General features: G+C 40.2%; 18 protein-coding genes. 9 read left to right on the top strand and 9 right to left on the bottom strand.

What is annotated here, in order from left to right:
* Positions 1-13 precede the first annotated feature (13 nt).
* On the bottom strand, positions 14-349 hold the full coding sequence (petJ, locus tag LC586_RS01935) for a cytochrome c6 PetJ (protein ID WP_229482700.1): 336 nt from the start codon (positions 347-349) through the stop codon (positions 14-16).
* A gap of 55 nt (positions 350-404) precedes the next feature.
* Positions 405-629: a hypothetical protein gene (locus LC586_RS01930; RefSeq protein ID WP_229482699.1), complete on the bottom strand. Its 225-nt coding sequence runs from the start codon at positions 627-629 to the stop codon at positions 405-407.
* Positions 630-817: 188 nt separating this feature from the next.
* Here LC586_RS01930 and LC586_RS01925 point away from each other — a divergent pair, with 188 nt between their 5' ends.
* Positions 818-1618, top strand: a complete 801-nt coding sequence (locus LC586_RS01925) for a histidine kinase (protein WP_229482698.1) — start codon at positions 818-820, stop codon at positions 1616-1618.
* Between the two features lie 702 nt (positions 1619-2320).
* Here the strand turns inward: LC586_RS01925 and LC586_RS01920 are convergent.
* The 4 genes from LC586_RS01920 to LC586_RS01905 all read right to left on the bottom strand — a co-directional run bounded on the left by LC586_RS01920 (position 2321) and on the right by LC586_RS01905 (position 5953).
* A complete protein-coding gene (locus LC586_RS01920) occupies positions 2321-2512 on the bottom strand; it encodes a YqaE/Pmp3 family membrane protein (RefSeq protein ID WP_094353212.1) in 192 nt (63 codons plus the stop codon).
* Between the two features lie 129 nt (positions 2513-2641).
* On the bottom strand, positions 2642-3040 hold the full coding sequence (locus LC586_RS01915; RefSeq protein ID WP_229482697.1) for a phage holin family protein: 399 nt from the start codon (positions 3038-3040) through the stop codon (positions 2642-2644).
* A gap of 386 nt (positions 3041-3426) precedes the next feature.
* Positions 3427-3780: a 2Fe-2S iron-sulfur cluster-binding protein gene (locus LC586_RS01910; RefSeq protein WP_229482696.1), complete on the bottom strand. Its 354-nt coding sequence runs from the start codon at positions 3778-3780 to the stop codon at positions 3427-3429.
* A gap of 13 nt (positions 3781-3793) precedes the next feature.
* Positions 3794-5953 carry a Tex family protein gene (locus LC586_RS01905; RefSeq protein WP_229482695.1) on the bottom strand — a complete coding sequence of 720 codons (2160 nt, stop codon included), beginning with the start codon at positions 5951-5953 and terminating at the stop codon, positions 3794-3796.
* Positions 5954-6490: 537 nt separating this feature from the next.
* Between LC586_RS01905 and LC586_RS01900 the strand changes: the two genes are divergently transcribed.
* From LC586_RS01900 to LC586_RS01865, 8 genes are all read left to right on the top strand, one after another.
* Entirely contained in the window at positions 6491-6745 is a 255-nt protein-coding gene (locus LC586_RS01900; protein WP_229482694.1) for a hypothetical protein, read from the top strand.
* 1158 nt (positions 6746-7903) lie between these two features.
* A complete protein-coding gene (locus tag LC586_RS01895; RefSeq protein ID WP_229482693.1) occupies positions 7904-8287 on the top strand; it encodes a hypothetical protein in 384 nt (127 codons plus the stop codon).
* A gap of 204 nt (positions 8288-8491) precedes the next feature.
* Positions 8492-8875, top strand: a complete 384-nt coding sequence (locus LC586_RS01890) for an EamA family transporter (protein ID WP_229482692.1) — start codon at positions 8492-8494, stop codon at positions 8873-8875.
* A gap of 34 nt (positions 8876-8909) precedes the next feature.
* Positions 8910-9266: an EamA family transporter gene (locus LC586_RS01885; protein ID WP_229482691.1), complete on the top strand. Its 357-nt coding sequence runs from the start codon at positions 8910-8912 to the stop codon at positions 9264-9266.
* A gap of 92 nt (positions 9267-9358) precedes the next feature.
* On the top strand, positions 9359-10663 hold the full coding sequence (locus LC586_RS01880) for an NAD(P)/FAD-dependent oxidoreductase (protein ID WP_229482690.1): 1305 nt from the start codon (positions 9359-9361) through the stop codon (positions 10661-10663).
* Positions 10664-10702: 39 nt separating this feature from the next.
* A complete protein-coding gene (locus tag LC586_RS01875) occupies positions 10703-11443 on the top strand; it encodes a glycosyltransferase family 2 protein (RefSeq protein ID WP_229482689.1) in 741 nt (246 codons plus the stop codon).
* A 665-nt stretch (positions 11444-12108) separates the two neighbouring features.
* Complete coding sequence (locus tag LC586_RS01870; protein ID WP_229482688.1) at positions 12109-13581, top strand: TldD/PmbA family protein; 1473 nt, start codon at positions 12109-12111, stop codon at positions 13579-13581.
* A gap of 252 nt (positions 13582-13833) precedes the next feature.
* The gene (locus LC586_RS01865; RefSeq protein WP_229482687.1) at positions 13834-15174 is read left to right on the top strand and encodes a TldD/PmbA family protein; all 1341 of its coding nucleotides are present in this window, start codon (positions 13834-13836) and stop codon (positions 15172-15174) included.
* Positions 15175-15244: 70 nt separating this feature from the next.
* Here LC586_RS01865 and LC586_RS01860 read toward each other — a convergent pair whose 3' ends face one another.
* The 3 genes from LC586_RS01860 to mgtE all read right to left on the bottom strand — a co-directional run bounded on the left by LC586_RS01860 (position 15245) and on the right by mgtE (position 18496).
* Positions 15245-15685: a pentapeptide repeat-containing protein gene (locus LC586_RS01860; protein ID WP_229482686.1), complete on the bottom strand. Its 441-nt coding sequence runs from the start codon at positions 15683-15685 to the stop codon at positions 15245-15247.
* Between the two features lie 300 nt (positions 15686-15985).
* Positions 15986-17038 carry an aspartate carbamoyltransferase catalytic subunit gene (locus tag LC586_RS01855; protein ID WP_229482685.1) on the bottom strand — a complete coding sequence of 351 codons (1053 nt, stop codon included), beginning with the start codon at positions 17036-17038 and terminating at the stop codon, positions 15986-15988.
* A 105-nt stretch (positions 17039-17143) separates the two neighbouring features.
* Positions 17144-18496 (bottom strand): magnesium transporter, encoded by a 1353-nt coding sequence (mgtE, locus tag LC586_RS01850; RefSeq protein ID WP_229482684.1) that lies wholly within the window; start codon positions 18494-18496, stop codon positions 17144-17146.
* Positions 18497-19001 lie beyond the last annotated feature (505 nt).

Raw genomic sequence — 19001 nt, 5'->3', positions numbered from 1 at the left:
AATCGCGTCTCTTCTAACGCCAGCCTTTTTCAGCTTGTTGGAGAACGTAAGCAGCAACATCTTGAATTTGCTGTTCAGTGAGGCGTTCTTTGTAGGCTGACATATTATTTTTACCATTGGTAACTATAGATGTAACTGCCTCTATTGAATCCATACCATACTTTTTCAGCGCTTGCTTTTTGAGATTTTTACCTCGCCTGATGATGTTGCTGCCGTTAATATGACAACCAGCACAATGAACACTAAATATTTGTTCACCGTTAACTGTGTCTGCTGCACTAGCAGGTAAAGTAAAAGTGCTTATCAATAACAAAAACATTACTAATACTAATGTAACTAGTCTTTTCAATTAACTTCTCCTGATTTGGACATATTGGTTGCAGAGATTAGTGTCAGAACCAATACTACAAGGATTCAAAGTCAGTTGTAAATCCAGCAAAATTTGCACAATCTTCTTGAAAGGCTTCGGCATCGCTAACATCTTCAATTTTATAAGACATGATGCGAGTCCCATCTGGCATTTTTTTGGAACCAATCAATTCACCTTGATATTTTTCTGCGATCGCTTTAAATTCAGTACCATAGAGCTTCCAGGCATCGGCTGAACAAGTAATATTTACTCGCCACATATTTTCATCTCAATTACTACCAACAATTAATCATCTCATGAATGGGCAACATGCTACACATCACCTCTTAAGGGTTATTATTTTCTATCTAAAGGAAGTGCCGAGCTTTATCAGACTACGCCATAATGTGGGTATGGGAACATGTCTAGAAAATATTATCCAAAATAGTTAAACCCTAAGAGTTGAAAATGCCTAACAATATCAAACAACAAATTCAAGCAGACCTGCAACAAGCTAAAGAAACTGGGCAATTAAGAACTGAGCGGATTCGGGAAATTGTGAAATCCGCAGTTTCTCAAGTAGGTTCTGAGTTTAAGCAAGGCTCTAGTGAACTTCGTAATCTTGTTAAAGATGCCGTTTCTGCTGTAATTGAAAACTTCCAAGAAAAAGGTGGCGAACTTAAAGATGAAGTGACAGCTTCCATTGAAGGAGCGCTGGAAGGGATTAATAGCAAAAGACACGAAAGCATTGCTAAAACTCAGACAGATATAAAACGGCTACAGGCTCAACTAGATGGTGAAGAAGAACAACTCCAGCAAGAGGTTGATGTAATTTTGGCAGAAATTGAAGAGACGGGTAAGGAAAAACCTGCTAGTACTAAAACTGCAATTGATTCTGCTATCAATGCTCTTAAAGATAGTGAAGAAGCAGGATTGTTAAAGAAACGTTACGCCCAACTGCAAGCGCAGCTAGCGATTGTCCGAGCTAACTTAGCTGCACGCTATGGCGGACGTAATATGGAGGTTCAGGATTATCTAGACGAGGCTAAACACTGGTACGATAAAGCTCGTCCTCAAGCAGAATCTATGGCTGTGCAGGTAGAACAGAAGCGATCGCAGCTTGAAGATAAACTGGGTGAAGCTGGTACATCTCTAGCAAGAAAAGAGCGCCAAATCAAACAAACGTTGAGAGAGTTACTCTTAACGGCGGCTGACTTATTCAAAGATAAGGAACCTGCCAATAAAGAGCGGGATACTATTCATAAATAGACTAGACTGCTGTTCACAAAAATCCTGGTACATATAGAATTTCGTAGGGACACGGCATTGCCGTGTCCTATCAACGTATTTGTATAATTATTAGAAACTTAGCTTTCTTAGGGTGCATTAGCGTTTGGTACAACCCACCGCTTGATAGGCTGAAAAATATCTAAATTGCATAATCGTAGGACTTACGTTATAGCGGTTCTTGACCTAGTAAGGTACAATTATAACCTCTCTTCCAAACCTCTCTCCTTTTAGGCTACGGTGTACACACAAGTGCTGTCCACATAGGTTTCAACTCTTTTAGCCACATTTTTGTCAGAGTTAAACTATCACACTCACTGACATCCCGCCCAGAACTAAAGTTCAGGGCTAATAGCTGAAGTCCACGCTTTGTGGACTGAATAATCAATTTAGTCCACTTAATTGGACTTCAGCTATGAGACTCGGAATGAATTCCGAGGCGGGATAGAAACGCAGTGCGAGATTTATTAATAAAGATATGGCTGCGACGAGACTTGTGTGTACACCGTAGCCTAAAAGGAGAGAGGCTTTGAATTTGAATTCTTCCCCCTTCCCGCTTCGGGAAGGGGGTTAGGGGGTTAGGTCTTATAACTATCTTCTAATTCTAGTAGAAACTAAAATGGTACGTTACGGCTTTAGCCATAACGCACCCTACTTAAGATTCTCTAAAATTAATCTTGCGTATTAGTAAATATTTCCTTCTCTATTCAGTTGTTCATCATGCTTGGCAATAACCCAAATTGCATGAATACTACCGGGTAGCCAACCTAGAACTGTGAGCAAGATGTTAATAAACAAGGTTGGGCCAACTCCAACTGTCAGGAAAACGCCTAAAGGAGGCACTAACAAACCTAAAAGAAAACGAACTAATTTCATGATTTTGCCGTATTTTTGTGATTTTCTTTAATTACATTCTGCTGAAGATGCCGAATTAGGAAATCCACCTTCGGATATTTATTTGGAGTAGAGATGTGAGAAAACTGGTATTTCTACTCCTTATAATACTTATCTAGAAGGTAATTCACCTTGGGTTTTTACATCACCACTGCCGGTTAAAAGGTTTCTTTCAACAAAGTAGTTGTTAATGAAGGTGTTAGCAAAAGTTAGAATCACTGGCCCAAGAAGGAAACCAATAATTCCGCGAACTGCGAACCCAGGAACTAGCACTGCTGCTAACCAGAAACACAAACCGTTAACGATGAGTGAAAATGCTCCAAATGAGAGAAAGTTAAGTGGTAAAGAAAGAGCAGACAAAACTGGTTTAACTGAACCGTTAATTAGACCAATTACTAAAGCCGCAATCATAGCTGCGGGAAAATTAGCAATATTAACGCCTGGAACAACTAAATCAACAATCAACAGGCTCAAAGCTGTAGCTAGGGCGGTTAATAATGGTGTTAACATTTTTCTTACCTAATCACTAAAGATTTTTTGTAACTTCTTATCTCATCTTCAACTATCTGCTAGGTTTTAACCTCTCTTGCAAGATAGAATTTGCTTCTACCGTTAGGCCGATCATTGAGAAAAATATAGCGGTTATAATACTGCGTAGGTTTTACTTAAAAAAGCACTCCAAGGTAGGTTGGGTTAAGGAATGAAACCCAACATTCTCAGAGTTTTGTCGGGTTTCACTACCTTCAACCCAACCTACAAATCTTCTTAGGGACTTCCAAGAAATAAATTATCCAAATAAACGAACCACAGAGGCACAGAGGACACGGATAAATGAGAGTTTGAGAGATTTTTTGTGTTAGGTGGTTGAGTGTTTTTTTTGGAAGTCCCTTAACCGATTAGTATTGCGATCGCTTAGATTTTCCCGACTCAGGCTGATAGTAAAGAGCTGATTTATACAAGATTTGTTCTTGATGGGTTTCTAAAGTGCAATTAGATAAGGGGTAAGTTACACAAGTAACAACATAACCAGCCTGTACTTCACTTGGACGCAGAAATTTTTGCTCAGTTTGATTGACTTCACCGCTAATGAGTTTAGCGACACAGGCAGAACATTCGCCTTGTTTGCACCCAGATGGTAAACGGATACCAGCTTCTTCTGCCATATCCAAAATATATTGATCGTCTGGTACTGGAATAGTGCGATCTAACCCAAGTGTAGGATTGATGAATTGAACTTGATAAACTGCCATCTGCTGTTTGTAATTATTGTTTAACTGCTTTCATCGACAAACTAATCCGCTTGAGTTTCTCGTTGATTTCTAGCACCTGCACTTTGACTACTTGTCCGACTTTGACCACTTTGTTGGGATCGTCTACAAATCTATCAGCAAGTTGGGATATATGCACCAAGCCATCTTGATGTACGCCGATATCAACGAAGGCGCCGAAGTTGGCGACATTTGTGATCATTCCCTCTAGTTCGATTCCCACCTTTAAGTCCCTGATTTCCTTAATTCCTTCTTTGAAAGTGGCATACTTAAATTCTGCACGGGGATCTCTACCTGGTTTTTCTAGTTCGCTGAGGATGTCGCGCAGTGTGGGTTCGCCGACGCTATCGGTAACATATTTCTTCAGGTTGGTCTTTTTGAGCTTTTCGGCAATTTGTGTGACCTGATTTAATGGCACATTTAAATCAGATGCGATCGCTTCTACTACAGAATAACTTTCTGGATGCACTGCTGTATTATCCAATGGGTTGTCACCGCCGCGAATCCGCAGAAAACCCGCCGCTTGTTCAAAGGCTTTTGGCCCCAGCTTCGGAACTTTCAAAAGTTGTCGGCGATTTTTAAAGGCTCCATTTTGGTTCCGATAGACGACAATGTTATTGGCAACTGTTGCCGTAATCCCAGAGACGGAAGTCAGAAGTTCTTTGGAGGCCATGTTCAAGTCTACGCCGACGTAGTTAACGCAGCTTTCTACAGTCTCATCCAATTTCTTTTTCAGCAACTTCTGATCGACATCGTGCTGATATTGTCCCACACCAATAGATTTGGGATCGATTTTCACCAGTTCCGCCAGAGGATCTTGCAAACGACGGCCGATACTAATTGCACCGCGCACGGTAATATCTAAATCGGGAAACTCTTCTAGCGCCACAATACTAGCAGAATATATAGATGCGCCAGATTCATTCACCATCACCTTAACTGGTTTGCGTTCTATGGTTTGCAATACTTGCGTGACAAACTCCTCTGTCTCGCGGGAGGCTGTACCGTTACCAATGGCGATTAACTCAATCTTGTACTTTTCAATCAGATTTTTGACAGTTTGTGCAGCTTTAGCACGTTGTTCAGCAGCTTGGTGGGGAAAAACCGCCTGATATTCCAAAAATTTCCCCGTTTGGTCGAGGACAGCAACTTTACACCCAGTTCTAAATCCAGGGTCTATCGCTAAGGTTGGTTTCATTCCTGCTGGTGCAGACAGCAGCAACTCTCGCAGATTAGTTTCAAATGTCTTGATTGATTCCATGTCTGCGTAGACTTTATTCTCAGAAATTACCTCTCCCATTAGAGAGACTTTCATCAAACGATTAAATGCATCCTTCAACATCACCTGATAAAAATCCCGAATTGTCCGAATTTTGGTTTTAATTTCTTTCGACTCAAGATAGTAAAGTACCGTATCTTCATCAAAAGCAATTTCAAAACTTAATACTTTCTCCGTTTCGCCCCGACACAACGCCAGCATATTGTGGGGTGCAATATTTTTTACCCTAATTTGATAGTTACGGTACATCTCAAATTTGGTTGTACCTTCGGGATAATCATCTTTGATGCGGGAGACAAAGACCCCTTCTTCTAGAAGATAATCGCGAATATATGCGCGTAATTCCGCTTTTTCAGCCACTTCTTCCGCTAAAATATCAGCAGCACCTTTAAGTGCTTCTTCTGCTGTTTTTACTCCCTTGGCTTCAGAAATATACTTAGCCGCTTCTTCTTCCAATGAAACCGTTGCAGCATTTTTGGCATTTAATGACTTGATGAATTCCGCTAATGGTTCGAGTCCTTTTTCTCTGGCGATAGTGGCGCGGGTGCGTCGTTTTGGGCGATAAGGTAAGTATAAATCCTCAAGTTCGGTTTTTTGTAAGCAGGATGAGATTTTGGCTTTAAGTTCATCTGTGAGTTTACCAAGTTCTGCGATCGCACTTAAAATCACAGATTTTCGTTCTTCCAGTTCTGTTAAATAAGTATATCGATCAGCCAGTTCACGTAGTTGCACTTCATTCATCTCATCGGTGCGCTCTTTACGATAACGTGCAATAAAGGGAATTGTTGCACCCTCCGCCAAAAGTTCCAGCGCGTTTTGCACCTGATGGGGTTTGAGGTTTATTTCAGTTGCCAGTAATTGAGGAATGTTCAGCATTGAGTGTCTAAAATGAAAAAATGAAAATGCTACTTCTAAAGGTAATATGCTAGATCCTGATCCTGGCGCAAGGCCAAAGTTTTAAGCTAATTTACCAGATGATTGCTCACAAAAGTGCAATTGGCTAAATAGACAAAACCCACCTTCGCAAGTTTTAAAGCCTTCCAATCTGCGTGTGTAAACAAGAGTTTGTATAGCATAGCGCAGCTATACTGAGTTGGGATGTCACCAGAAGGGATTTTGCACTCCTCACCAAGCTACGCCTAGCGTCTGGTAACCTACTGTTAAAGCCAGCTTGGCTCACTATCGACCACAGAAGAAGGAGTTATTAGCCAAGCTTTTGGGCGCTGCTTCTGTCGCAAGAATTATTCCAATTTGTGTAAGATACGACGTTGCGTAATCTTGATTTTCTATAATATTTATTTCAATGGGCTATTGTGGCTAAAACCTCATTGGATGTAAAATTAACCACAATTCCAAAAAACAATTTCAGTTTGTTTTATAAGCACAACAACTTATAGTTCAGAAGTTAGTAAAATGGCTTTGTTCTTTTTGATACCACTCTGTACGGCTTTAGCCACTGGCTACTTCTTTCAAAAGAGTAGTGATGAACTTGCATATATTGCAGGTGTATTTGCGGCTATTAGCTTAATTTTCAGTTTAGTATTAGCACCCTGGCAGATTCAGTTTGGATTGTTAATCATTGTCTTAATTATTACCAACAGACTTTTGCAGGAAAATGAGTCCAAACAAACTCCAAGCAAAGGAGAACAATTTAGAGAAACTAAATAAGAGCGGCTCTTCATTACATATTATGCTAAATATACTCCACAAAAACCATGAAACCCTTGCTATCCAATAAAAATTGACATTATTTACTAACTTTTTAGGGGTTGAGGATTGATTTTGGTTTTTAACCTTGATTTTTAAGCCAAGTTTTCATGTTTAACTAATAATTTGGCATAACAGGTACTGAAGAAGCATAAAGTTTGATAAGAGAATTCAGAAATAGAGTCCTCTGGCTTACTTAGTGTCTAAGTCAACCTTCGACTAAGTTTTGTCTGAGATATCTGAATTTGAAGATTTTCATGGATAAATAAAAAACGTTCAGACTATCGGTTAGCATCTATGATCCTTGATGCATTAAGTATCTTATTATACAAGAAATAATTTATTTACACTATTGTTCAAGTTTAAATTCTGCTTTATAAAACTCTTAACTTTGCACTTTTATTAGCCAGAAAGTGGTATATAAATGTACAAATTCTTAAAAATAAAGATTCATCAAGAGGAAAGTGTAGATTTTATAAAGTTTTTGTTTAGGTATATTTTCTTAAAATGAATTTTTGATGAAGTGTGGCGATAAATTTGCAACATTGTTTTCTCGTGGTATTCTAGTAAGTGATTATATGTAAAAATTAATTTTGAGATAAAGCTCTAGTTAAAATTACATATAGTTAAGAACAATCGAACAACACTAATACTTAAGATAATGTAAAAACATCTCAAATCCACTTAACTCAACGTAAGTAAGCTGCGAGTTGATCACCAAACGCTAGTTTACATTAGCCCTTAGTCCCGTCAAAAACTCCATTTTGACATTCAATAAAATTCCCCAAAAACCTGTAAAGCACATCACTGTAAAGTTATCTATAGATGGTTTTCGCTCTCAGGCAGATTTCTGTTATCCATTGTGTTCCGATGTCCAAAAAGAACATCTATGCACACTCGATTTGAGTACAAATTTTTATGAATCGGCTTAGTCTCCAGCCGAAATTGCAGATATGTCTGTGAGCCTGGATAAATTCTATGGTATGTCATAAAACTAATAAACACTTCCTGGAGAAAATTAAAAACATTTATCAATCCAGCTTAGTTTTGATGCACAAGTTAATGGCTTGAGAAGTTGAGTAGTGTCTTCAACAAGGTTTCTATAGCAGGATACAACTGATGAAAGTTAATGAATGGATTAATCAAAAATTCCGGAAATCCATTATTATTCGCTTAACTCCATCTGTTGAACATGGGGGCCGAATCCGAGTTCAGCATAAGCGATGTCTCACTGCTAAACTTTGTCCACAAATTTGTGGCAGAGGACTCAATGTTTCCTATATCTGCATCCACTATGACATAGATATTGCGATCGCACTAAAACTAGTCTGGAAACATAACTGGCTGATACGGAAGACATCTGCAATTCACAATTGGGCAAAGCCTAAATTGATTGTACCAATTGTCAAGCAAGGAAACTGTTATGTCTGCAAGTGTAACCGATTCTACTCGGATAATATCGGGCGTTGCCATGATACAGCAACCATCCCACAAGCTGCATAGTATTTAGTTGCTAACTCTTGGACATGAGCTTCGACGATCATTTTGATATTAGTCACTTCAACATAGGCTTCCTAATTTTGTTGTCTATTTATTGAAATGGAAGTCGAATTGCACAGAAGGTGTGACCTAAATCCGAAACTTTCTAAACGATGGGCTGTTTACTGTCCGGTTCATACCTACTATCTCGATTGAGGTAAATGTACTATGAAATCTATTTCGCAAACTTCAAACGTTAAAATAATTCCTTATATTATCCTGTTTATCAGTATTTTATTTAGTATTTCTGGGCAACTGCTGATGAAGCATACCATGAGTCATACAAATGAGGGACTATTTAATTGGGTATTTATTCAACAATTAGTATTAGCTATTAGTGTTTATTGCTTGGGAGTGGTAAATTGGATATTGGCTCTCCGATCTGTAAAATTGAGTATTGCTTATCCACTGACTAGTTTAAATTATGTCGGGATACTTTTCGGCTCATACTACTTTTTTAATGAAGAGATTACACTAACTCGAATAGCAGGAGTAATTACTATTTTTTTGGGTGTTCTTTTAGTAGTTATTCCAGTGAAAAAATCTACATAAACTTATAGTAAATCTCATCAGGAAGCATTCACAAATGAACATCATTACTTGGCTAGTTTTAATGCTTGTGGTTTTATTCGGAACAACAGCTAACCTATCACTAAAGTATGGACTTTACATTTCTAGTCCTACTAAGGGAGCAAGCGCATCTATCCAAAATCTGTTATTGTCTCGTTATTTTTGGATTTGGTTTGTTTGCTATACATTTATGACTATATTGTGGCTTTATGTATTGCGGACAATTCCTCTGAGTCAAGCATTTCCAGTTCTAGGATTAATGTATGCACTTATACCCATTGCTTCTCACTATTTTCTAAAAGAGCAGGTTATATTTAGCCAGTGGGTAGGAATTTCCATTATCATAACTGGTGTCGTTCTTGTTGTAAACTAATAGCTAAATGGGCAGAGAGCAAGACTATTAGAACTAAAATTCTCTGAAAATATAATTTCCAAGACATCCCTACAAAAATCTGAATTAAATTTATGAATATAGGTATCATTGGCGGGGGTATAACTGGGCTGGTATTAGCCCAACGTCTTTCCAATCAAGGACATAAAGTAACTGTATTCGACAGTAATAAGCAGCTTGGTGGACTTACCACTTATCATGATTATGGGTTGTTTACCTGGGATCGGTTTTATCACGTTATCCTCCCTTCTGATACTCATTTAATAAATTTTCTCAGAGATATTGGCCTTGGAGATAAACTGCGCTGGCATCGAAGTTTAACTGGCTTCTACGACAATCAAAAGTTTTATTCTATCAGTAACTCTATAGAATTCCTCCGCTTTCCTCTATTTGGACTTATAGGTAAAATCAGATTAGCTTTCACTCTCTTGTATGGTTCACGGCTTAATAACTGGCGGCGCTTAGAGAAGATATTAGTTGAAGATTGGCTATTGAAACTTGGTGGTAAAAGCACATACGAAAAGCTCTGGAAACCCTTGCTTCTATCCAAATTAGGAGAGAACTATAAGCGAATATCAGCAGTTTTTATCTGGGCTTATATCAAACGGTTATTTTCAGCGCGGGATTCTTCATTAAATAAAGAACAACTTGGTTATGTCTCAGGCGGTTACAAAACTGTTTTTGACCATATAGAAAAATTAGTTTACGCGGCTGGGGGTGATATCCACACAGGCGTTTCGGTGGAATATATCGCACCTCATCCAGAGGGTGGAATGTGGGTAGAATATCTGGGCAAAAAGGAGCATTTTGATAAAGTCATCTTTACTGGGCCAGTTAATATTCTGCAACAGGTTGCTGCCAAAGAACTGGTGAAAGTTTCAGACACAGGTGAAACAGTAGAATACCTGGGCGTAATCTGCATGGTACTTATTACTCGCAAGGCTCTAATTCCTTATTACGTAGTAAATATTGCCGATAGAAATGTTCCCTTTACTGGAGTCATCGGGATGAGTAACCTAGTTTCTTTGCAAGAGACAGCAGGATATCATATCACATTTCTACCAAAATATATCCTTTCTACTGACCCGTTGTTAAAACAGCCAGATGATGAATTGCGCCAAGTATTCTTCCAGGGTATACGTTTGATGTTCCCAGGACTTAAAGCAGATGATATTGTCGCAGCACACATTAATCGAGCTATTAAAGTACAGCCGCTACAAGTTTTAAATTATTCAAGCCTTGTGCCAAAAGTGAGTACTGAAAACGATGATTTTTTCGTCGTCAATACCTCACAGTTGGTCAATGATAGCGTCAATAACAACGCAGTCGTCCGACAAGTCGATGAATTTCTCAAGAAATCAACATTACTGAATTCTTGAAATTTGAAAATGATATTTTGAAAATCACACGAGGTACTTATGAGCCTTTTTGTTCTTTTACCCGCATACAATGAGCAAGAATCAATTCGCCCCTTGTTCAAAAAGTTTCAGGTATTGCAGGAAATCTCTAATCTGGAGATACGGCTGATTCTTGTTGATGATGGTAGCAAGGATGCAACTGCTCAGACTGCAATAGATGAATCTCAATCGTTAGGGATATCACTGAAATTAGTCCAACATGCCAAAAATGCTGGTTTAGGTCAAGCCATTAAAACAGGTTTCACAACTTTCTTAGAAATTTCTAAAGAAGGCGATTTTTTAGCCGCGATGGATTGCGACAACACTCAACCACCAGAACTATTAATTAAGATGTATGAGACGATGATAGCTGGTAGCTATGATATTGCGATCGCATCTAGATATCGAAAAGGCTCCAAAGTCATAGGTTTATCAAAATTTAGAGAGATAATGAGTTACGGAGCTAGCTGGCTTTTTAGAATTGCAGCCCGTGTACCAGGTGTAAGAGACTATACTTGCGGCTACAGACTGTATAACCGTACTTTCGTCAGCAAACTAGATATGTATTATGGCGAGAGTTTATTCACTGAAAGTGGATTTGCTTGCATGATAGATTTACTGCTGAAAGCCAAACCGCTCAAACCAAAAATTGTAGAAATTCCAATGGTTTTGAGATACGATCAAAAGCCGAGTGCCAGCAAAATGAAAATTCTTAAAACTATTACTCGAACTCTAAAGCTATTGTTTAAGAATTTAACATAGCCAGCGCCAACTGCTGCTAATTTAGGTCAGACTTTCAATCAGCAAGAAACAGCAAGAATTCCACTGAAAATAACAAATCGTAAATAAACCTGAGAAGGAATAGGCTCTCACCAAGAATTAACTGGATGTAAAAATGGTAATTTATCAACGGTATCATTCTAGGGACGAGCAAGGCAGAAATCAAAAATAAGTTTGATGAAATTGTTGCTTCTACCAATATATGTGCATCTTCTTTCCTATAGTTTAAGAAATTGGAAGACAGTCTTATACTGCCTTCCAATTATTTATGTATGAATATTTTCACTTTCTGATTTGCTCATTCTCTGCGTCTAAAACGTTACACCCAGTATTGCAACTGATTCTCTAAATATTCTCTTCACTTATTACCAGGGTGCAACTATGCCATAGATATTTTGAATATTTTGCTTCATGCCAAGGTCAGTAACAGTGACAAGATATTGTAACAACTCTACATGATAGCGATCGCACTCCAAAGGGCGTTACTTACAATATTTCACTCACGCTTAAGAGAGGGAAGTAAGTTTCCCAGGTGAGGAAACCCCTACTATTTAATTGCCGACTCTGGCTTTCACTGATTTGTTAGACTGAACACACCGGGATTTTTCAGTCAAATCTCTGAACTACGCCAGCAGACGAGGCTACCCATGCTTACAAGTACGCTACTTCTCTCGAATCAACTTCCCACCCTGCAATATTCCTCCACACCAGAGCGTTTCGATGAAACCTGGGAAGCCCCCCTGGCTACCCTCCTGGGACTAGGACGCGCCGCAGGTGCTGACTTCATCGAATTATTTTTAGAACGTCGCAACTATATTAGTTCTCTTGCAGAAGACGACTCCATCACCAGTATTTCACCCAGTCTGTCTACAGGCGCGGGAGTCAGAGTATTTCGTGGCAAAGCTGATTGCTACGTCAGCACCAATGACCTTTCGTTTTCCGGTTTGAAAGCAGCTTTAGAAAAAGGTCTTTCTATCCTGGGATTGCAACTACCCACTGCTAAAGCTTTCATCCCAGAAATCAACCTAGAATTATTGAGAGATTACGCCACCAAAAGAGGTAAAGATGCCTGGCTACCAGTGTGTAGCTCCATCCGAGAAATGGGAGAAGTCCTCCTTGATGGTACTGCCCACCTGAAGCAAAAAGCTAGCCACGTCCAATCGCGCCGTGCTACCTATTTCCGGGATTGGCAAGAAGTTTTAATCGCCGCCAGTGACGGCACTTTTGCCCGTGACATTCGCCTCACCCAATCAGTAGGATTTAACCTGTTGTGTGCTGATGGTGCTAATCGTGCTTCCATCGGTGAACGCGCTGGTAACACTAGCGATGCCAACTTCTTGAGGACTTGGGATTCTCAACAAGCCGCCGAAAAAATAGCAGAATCTGCTGGCAAAATGCTCTACGCCGATTACGTAGAATCAGGTACTTACCCGATTATTATGGCCAATCACTTTGGCGGGGTAATCTTCCACGAAGCTTGCGGACACCTGTTAGAAACCACTCAAATTGAACGCAATACCACTCCCTTTGCTGACAAAAAAGGCGAAAAAATTGCCCACGAAAGTTTGACAGCCTGGGATGAAGGGCGTTCTGAAAATGCCTTCGGAACAATTGACATGGATGACGAAGGTATGCCTGCTCAAAGAACCCTATTAATTGAAAAAGGCATTCTCAAAAACTTCTTAGCAGATAGAACAGGTTCTGCACGCACCGGACACCCCAGAACTGGAAGTGGACGCCGCCAAAATTATACCTATGCTGCTGCTAGCCGGATGCGTAATACTTATATTGATTCTGGCGAATATAGCATTGATGATTTATTTACCTCTGTTGATAAAGGTATTTACTGTAAAAAGATGGGTGGCGGAAGCGTTGGTGCTACAGGCCAATTTAACTTTAGTGTTGATGAAGCTTATTTGATTGAAAATGGCAAAATCACCAAACCGCTAAAGGGAGCAATTCTAATTGGTGAAGCTAAGGAAATTATGAATAAAATTTCTATGTGTTCCCAAGATTTGGAAATTGCACCAGGTTTTTGTGGTTCCGTCAGTGGTAGTATTTACACCACAGTAGGACAACCCCACATCAAGGTTGATTCTATTACCGTCGGTGGAAGATAATAATTTTGGATTTGAGATTTTGGATTTTGGATTGTGAATGTTCAGGATATTACGTCAATAAAAAGCTACGAGACAAATATAAGTCATAAGCTAAACCACATCTAGCATAATACTCAGTTGTAGGGTGGGCGTCTCGCCCGCCCAAGAAATACAAGCAAATTTTATGTGGAAAAGCTTAACATCCAAAATTCAAAATCTAATATCCAAAATAAAATTGCTTCAAATCTAAAATTCAAAATCCAAAATTGAACTATGCCAAATATCAATGAAATTGCAAATTCTGCCAAGGATAATGCTGAGAAGCTTGGTATTAAGAAATTCGACATTTATGGCTCAACAGTAGATGATACTAGCGTACAAGTAGACCAAGGTGAGCCAAAACAAGTCAAAGCCTCAAATCGCTCTGGTGTTACTGTTCGTGTCTGGAATGAAGATAATACAATGGGTGTCACCAGTACCACAGATGTAGACCCCAAAGGACTGGAATTAGCTTTGAAAACCGCCTACGAAGCCAGTTTTTTTGGTGTTAAAGAAAATGTTCCTGATTTTAGTCCAGAAGCTACTGCTCCTATTGCAAATAAACCACAAGATAAGACACCCCAAGCACCTGTTGCTGAACTCATAGAAAGATTGTTGGTAGCTGAAAAAGAACTACTAGCAGCTCATCCAGCAATTAAAGGTGTGCCTTATAATGGGTTATCGCAAAGAGATATTGACAGGTTTTATCTCAATAGTGAGGGTGCCGTGAGAACTGAATCTCACTCCTTAGCATCAGTTTATCTTTATAGCAAAACTGAGGAAGAAGGAAAAAAACCTCGCAGTGCAGGTGCTTTTAGAATCAACCATAGTTTAGATAATCTAGACATCAATGGTTGCATCAAAGAAACCGCAGATAAAACTATCAGTCACTTAAACTATGAAAAAATTAAAACTGGTAAATATCGGGTTGTTTTTTCACCGGAAGCTTTCTTAAGTCTGTTAGGTGGTTTTTCTAACTTATTCAACGCTCAAAGTATTTTGGACAACCAAAGCTTATCTACTGCTGATGATTTAGGTAAGCAAATTGCTTCTCCTCTGCTTTCAGTTTTTGATGATGCACTTCACCCAGCTAACGTTGGTGCAGAAAGTTTTGATGGTGAAGGAACTCCTACTCGTCAGGTTTCACTGATTGAAAATGGCATTTTAACAAGCTTTCTCCACAGTGCAGGCACTGCGAAAAGGTTTAATACCCAGCCAACAGGTAATGCCAGTATTGGTGCAAAAGTTAGCGTTAGTCCCAATTTTTATCACGTTTTGTCAACAGCAACTCCTGAAGAAGAGTTAAGTTTAGAAACTGCTGAAAATGTGATTTTTATCGATGATTTACAAGCTCTCCATGCTGGAGTTAAAGCCTTGCAAGGTTCGTTTTCTTTGCCGTTTGATGGTTGGCTAGTGAATAAGGGTGTCAGGACGAGTATTGAATCAGCAACTGTTGCTGGCGATTTCTTGGAAGTCCTGAAGTCAATTATTTATGTAGAAAAAGAGCCAGAGTTAACGCCCGGGGGAGTTTGCCCGAAAATCTGGGTTAATGAACTGTCGATTACTGGTGAGTAAAAGTTAAAAAGTAGAGAGTTAGGAGTTGAATATAACTCTTAACTCATCACTTTGAAATCATTATTCACTATTAGTATTCACCACCAATGCTAATGGCAGTATTAAATACATCAGCACCGCTTAAATCAATATTAGCCATAACAGCGCCATCTACGTCACTATTATATAAACGCGAATTACTCAAATTAACGTTGGTGAGATTAGCATTATTTAAGATAGTATCGCTGACGAATGCTTTTGTGAGATTAGCAGACTTCAAATTTGCACCAGTTAAATCAGCACCTTCTAAGTTAGCACCTTCGAGATTAGCAGACTTCAAATTTGCATTTCTCAGGTCAGCACCTATTAGGTGAGCGCCTTTGAGGTTGGCTCCTGTTAAATTACATCCAGAACATTCTCTAGTTTCCAGCAAGCGCCGGACAGGGGCGGAGTTTTCTGCTTTGACGGAAAGGGGAGCAGCTAAAGATAGCGTGCTGAGTAAGGCTGCTGCCGTCAAAAAAATTGCTTTCATAATTTACCTCCGACACTTCTAAAAGTCATTAAATTCTTGACTTCTACGCTCCCAGTGTCCCAAAATTTGAGAATACTGTCCTCATGCGATCGGAGTAATACATAATTTCTATGAGAATAGGTATTCTTCGGTAAGCTAGTCCGATGGGACTAATATTAAAAGATTGTTAGCAATAACTCCGCAGGCTACCGCAAAGGAATAAGAGTTTCAGACAATTTTTGCATAAGTCTTATCTGACATCACCAAACTGCTATCGGGTGAAAATGTATTGCCAGGATGTAGCTTGAGTCTATCCTGTTATTAAGCTTTGCCGCTACCTAATAAATACAACAGCGCCATACGAACGGCGACACCACTGGTAACTTGCGATTGAATGAGACTAAATTCTGGGTCATCCATCAATTCAGAACTAATTTCAACACCACGGTTAACTGGGCCTGGATGCAAAACTTTGACGTTAGGTTTACAAAGTTGTAACTTTGTACGGGTAATGCCAAATAGCTGATGATATTCTCGCAAACTTGGCAGTAAATGAGCCGTCATACGTTCCTTTTGCAGGCGCAAAGTCATTACAAAATCGGCATTTTGCAAAGCTGGTTCTAGTTGCCAATGTAGAAATAGTTGGGGAGTGGGGAGTGGGGAGTGGGGAGTGGGGGATGAGGAGATAATAAACTGCTGATTCTTCACTCCTGCCTCTTCCAAGATATACTCGGCAAATAATTTGGGTAAGAGGGTGGGTGGGGCTGCGAGATGTACTTCGGCACCACTGGCGATTAAACTCCAGATATTCGATCGCGCCACGCGAGAATGAAGAATATCCCCAACAATGGCAATCTTTTTCCCCTTTAAAAGTTCTAGTCGAGGACTAGCTGGGTCAATTAGAGTACAAATGGTAAATAAGTCTAGCAGTGCTTGGGAAGGATGCTCATGCTGACCATCACCAGCATTGAGGACGCCAACTTTTACACCTAGACGATCCATTTCAGCCGCGATCGCATTTGGTACTCCTGCCTCTCGATGGCGGACTACCATTATATCAGTTCCCATCGCCAAATAGGTTTTCGCCGTGTCGAGAATTGTTTCTCCCTTAGTCATAGAAGATGTGGCTGCGGCGAAATTCAGCGTATCTGCACTTAAACGTTTCGCCGCGAGTTCAAAACTGCTGCGGGTGCGGGTAGACGATTCAAAAAATAAATTCGCCACCACCTGTCCCTGCAAGGTTGGTACTTTCTTCGTCCGCCGTGATAGCACCTCTTGAAAACTGGCCGCAGTTTGCAAAACTGTATTGTATTCAGTGGTAGTGAAGTCAGCCAGGGAAAGAATGTGATGACGATTCCAGGTAGTAGTAGGCATATTTGGGGACTGGGGACTGGGGACTGGGGATTGGGGACTGGGGACTGGGGGAGATAAGGGAGAAATAATCAATGCCCAATGCCCAATGCCCCATTCCCAATCCTTTCAAGTTGGTAAATGCAAAACGTTTAAAGCTAGAGAAATTAGGCTGAGGAATGTTAAAAACCCAATTGTATCTAGCATTGTAGTCACTAAAGGGCCACTAACTAAAGCAGGGTCAAGCTTCAGTCGTGTCAAAGCCATTGGCAGTAAAGTGCCGAGTGTAACAGCCACAATTGTATTAGTTGCCATTACCATTCCGGCAATTAAAGCCACCCATCGTTCTTGGGGTCGCGCCCAAATTAAGGAAAGCAGGATCATCGTTGTGGCTAAAGCTAGGGCTGTACCTAAACCAGCTAGAAGTTCCTTGCGGAGAATTTTCAAGGTATCTTTGGGTGTTACCTCGCCTACCCCTAAGCCGCGAATTGTCACCGTTAATGATTGAATCCCAACAGTACCACCAGTGTTAGAAAAAATCGGCATGATTACTGCTAAAACTGGCACTGCGGCAATTACAGATTGAAAAGGCGCGATCGCACTAGCTGCACCAATATACATTGCCATGATTCCCAACAGCCAAGGTAAGCGGTTGCGGATGGTGAGTAAGGGAGAGGATAAAGCTGCTTCATCACCACTGACACCCGCCAGTTTTTGAATATCTTCTGTGGCTTCTTCTTCCAAAATATCCATGACATCATCAATGGTGACGATGCCCACCAATCGGTCTTCTCGGTCAACTACGGGGATAGCGATTAAGTCGTAGCGCTGCATGATTCGCGCCACTTCTTCTTGGGGGGTTTCAGTTCTAACTTTGATGACGCGATCGCTAGCAATATCCTTGATGAAAACATCGGGAAAGGTAAACAGCAATTGGCGCAGTGAAACTACTCTCACCAGCGTCCGATTGTCATCTGTGACGTAGGCGTAGTAAATCGACTCCTTGTCTTCGTCCTGACGGCGGATTTTGCTTAGGGCTTCACCTACTGTCAATCCTTGGCGCAACCGGACATATTCAGTTGTCATTACCCGCCCAGCAGTGCCTTCTGGATAGCCGAGAATCGTTGCTGTTGCTTGCCTTTGTTCTGGACTCAGTTCTTGTAATAGCCGTTTGATTACCCCAGCAGGTAGTTCATCAAACAATTCTGCCCGTTCGTCGGGACTCATCGCTTCTACAAGTTGTACTACCTGGACATCATGCAGAGAATTAATGAGTTCTTCCTGCACCTCTGTGGGCAGATATTCAAATACATCAATTGCCTGAGCTTTGTTGAGTAAACGAAATGCGATCGCGCGTTGTTGTTCAGGCAATTGTGTAATGTAGTCTCCCACATCCACAGGTTGCAAGCGATTTAAATCCCATTTCAACTGGTTTAAATCGGTAGTATCAGTCAGCAAATCACGAATATCTTGTGTAAGCATGATAAATATCTCCTAAGTCTCCCCCGCGCTGGGAGACTTCCTCGCCAGATCAGAGGAGGTTGATACTGCCATCTGGTGGACTATGGCCCATAAAATTTCAACAAATCAATATCGATATCTAAATTAAGGCATCGCTAGTCATCATCCTAACCCGGAATAGCGCTCTCCGGGAGATACTGAATATTAGCATTCAGTATTTATAATATTTACCACTAATAGCTAACTTAATTACCCTGAAATTTAGGTAATTTTCGTCTAGCTTAAAGTAGATTTTACTATTGCTATAAGCTATGTGTCTTGCCAATCAACGATTTTTTTCGCAAACTTTATAGAGTTAAAATATTTACAACACTATTAAGTAATCTTTGCCATCAACCAACTTCATGCATAGTCACCTGGACGACGCAGAATCAGAAATGGGTTAGCAGGTTTCACTTCATAGTCATGGTAAGGTGTTTGAGCTTTAGCGATCGCTCTTGAGAAAAACTTTGCGATTTACTGATTG

It is taken from the genome of Nostoc favosum CHAB5714 (genome assembly GCF_020829495.1).
Taxonomy (GTDB): Bacteria; Cyanobacteriota; Cyanobacteriia; order Cyanobacteriales; family Nostocaceae; genus Nostoc; species Nostoc favosum.
Note: the sequence above shows the minus strand (reverse complement) of the source record. Positions and strands in the feature narration are given on the sequence as shown.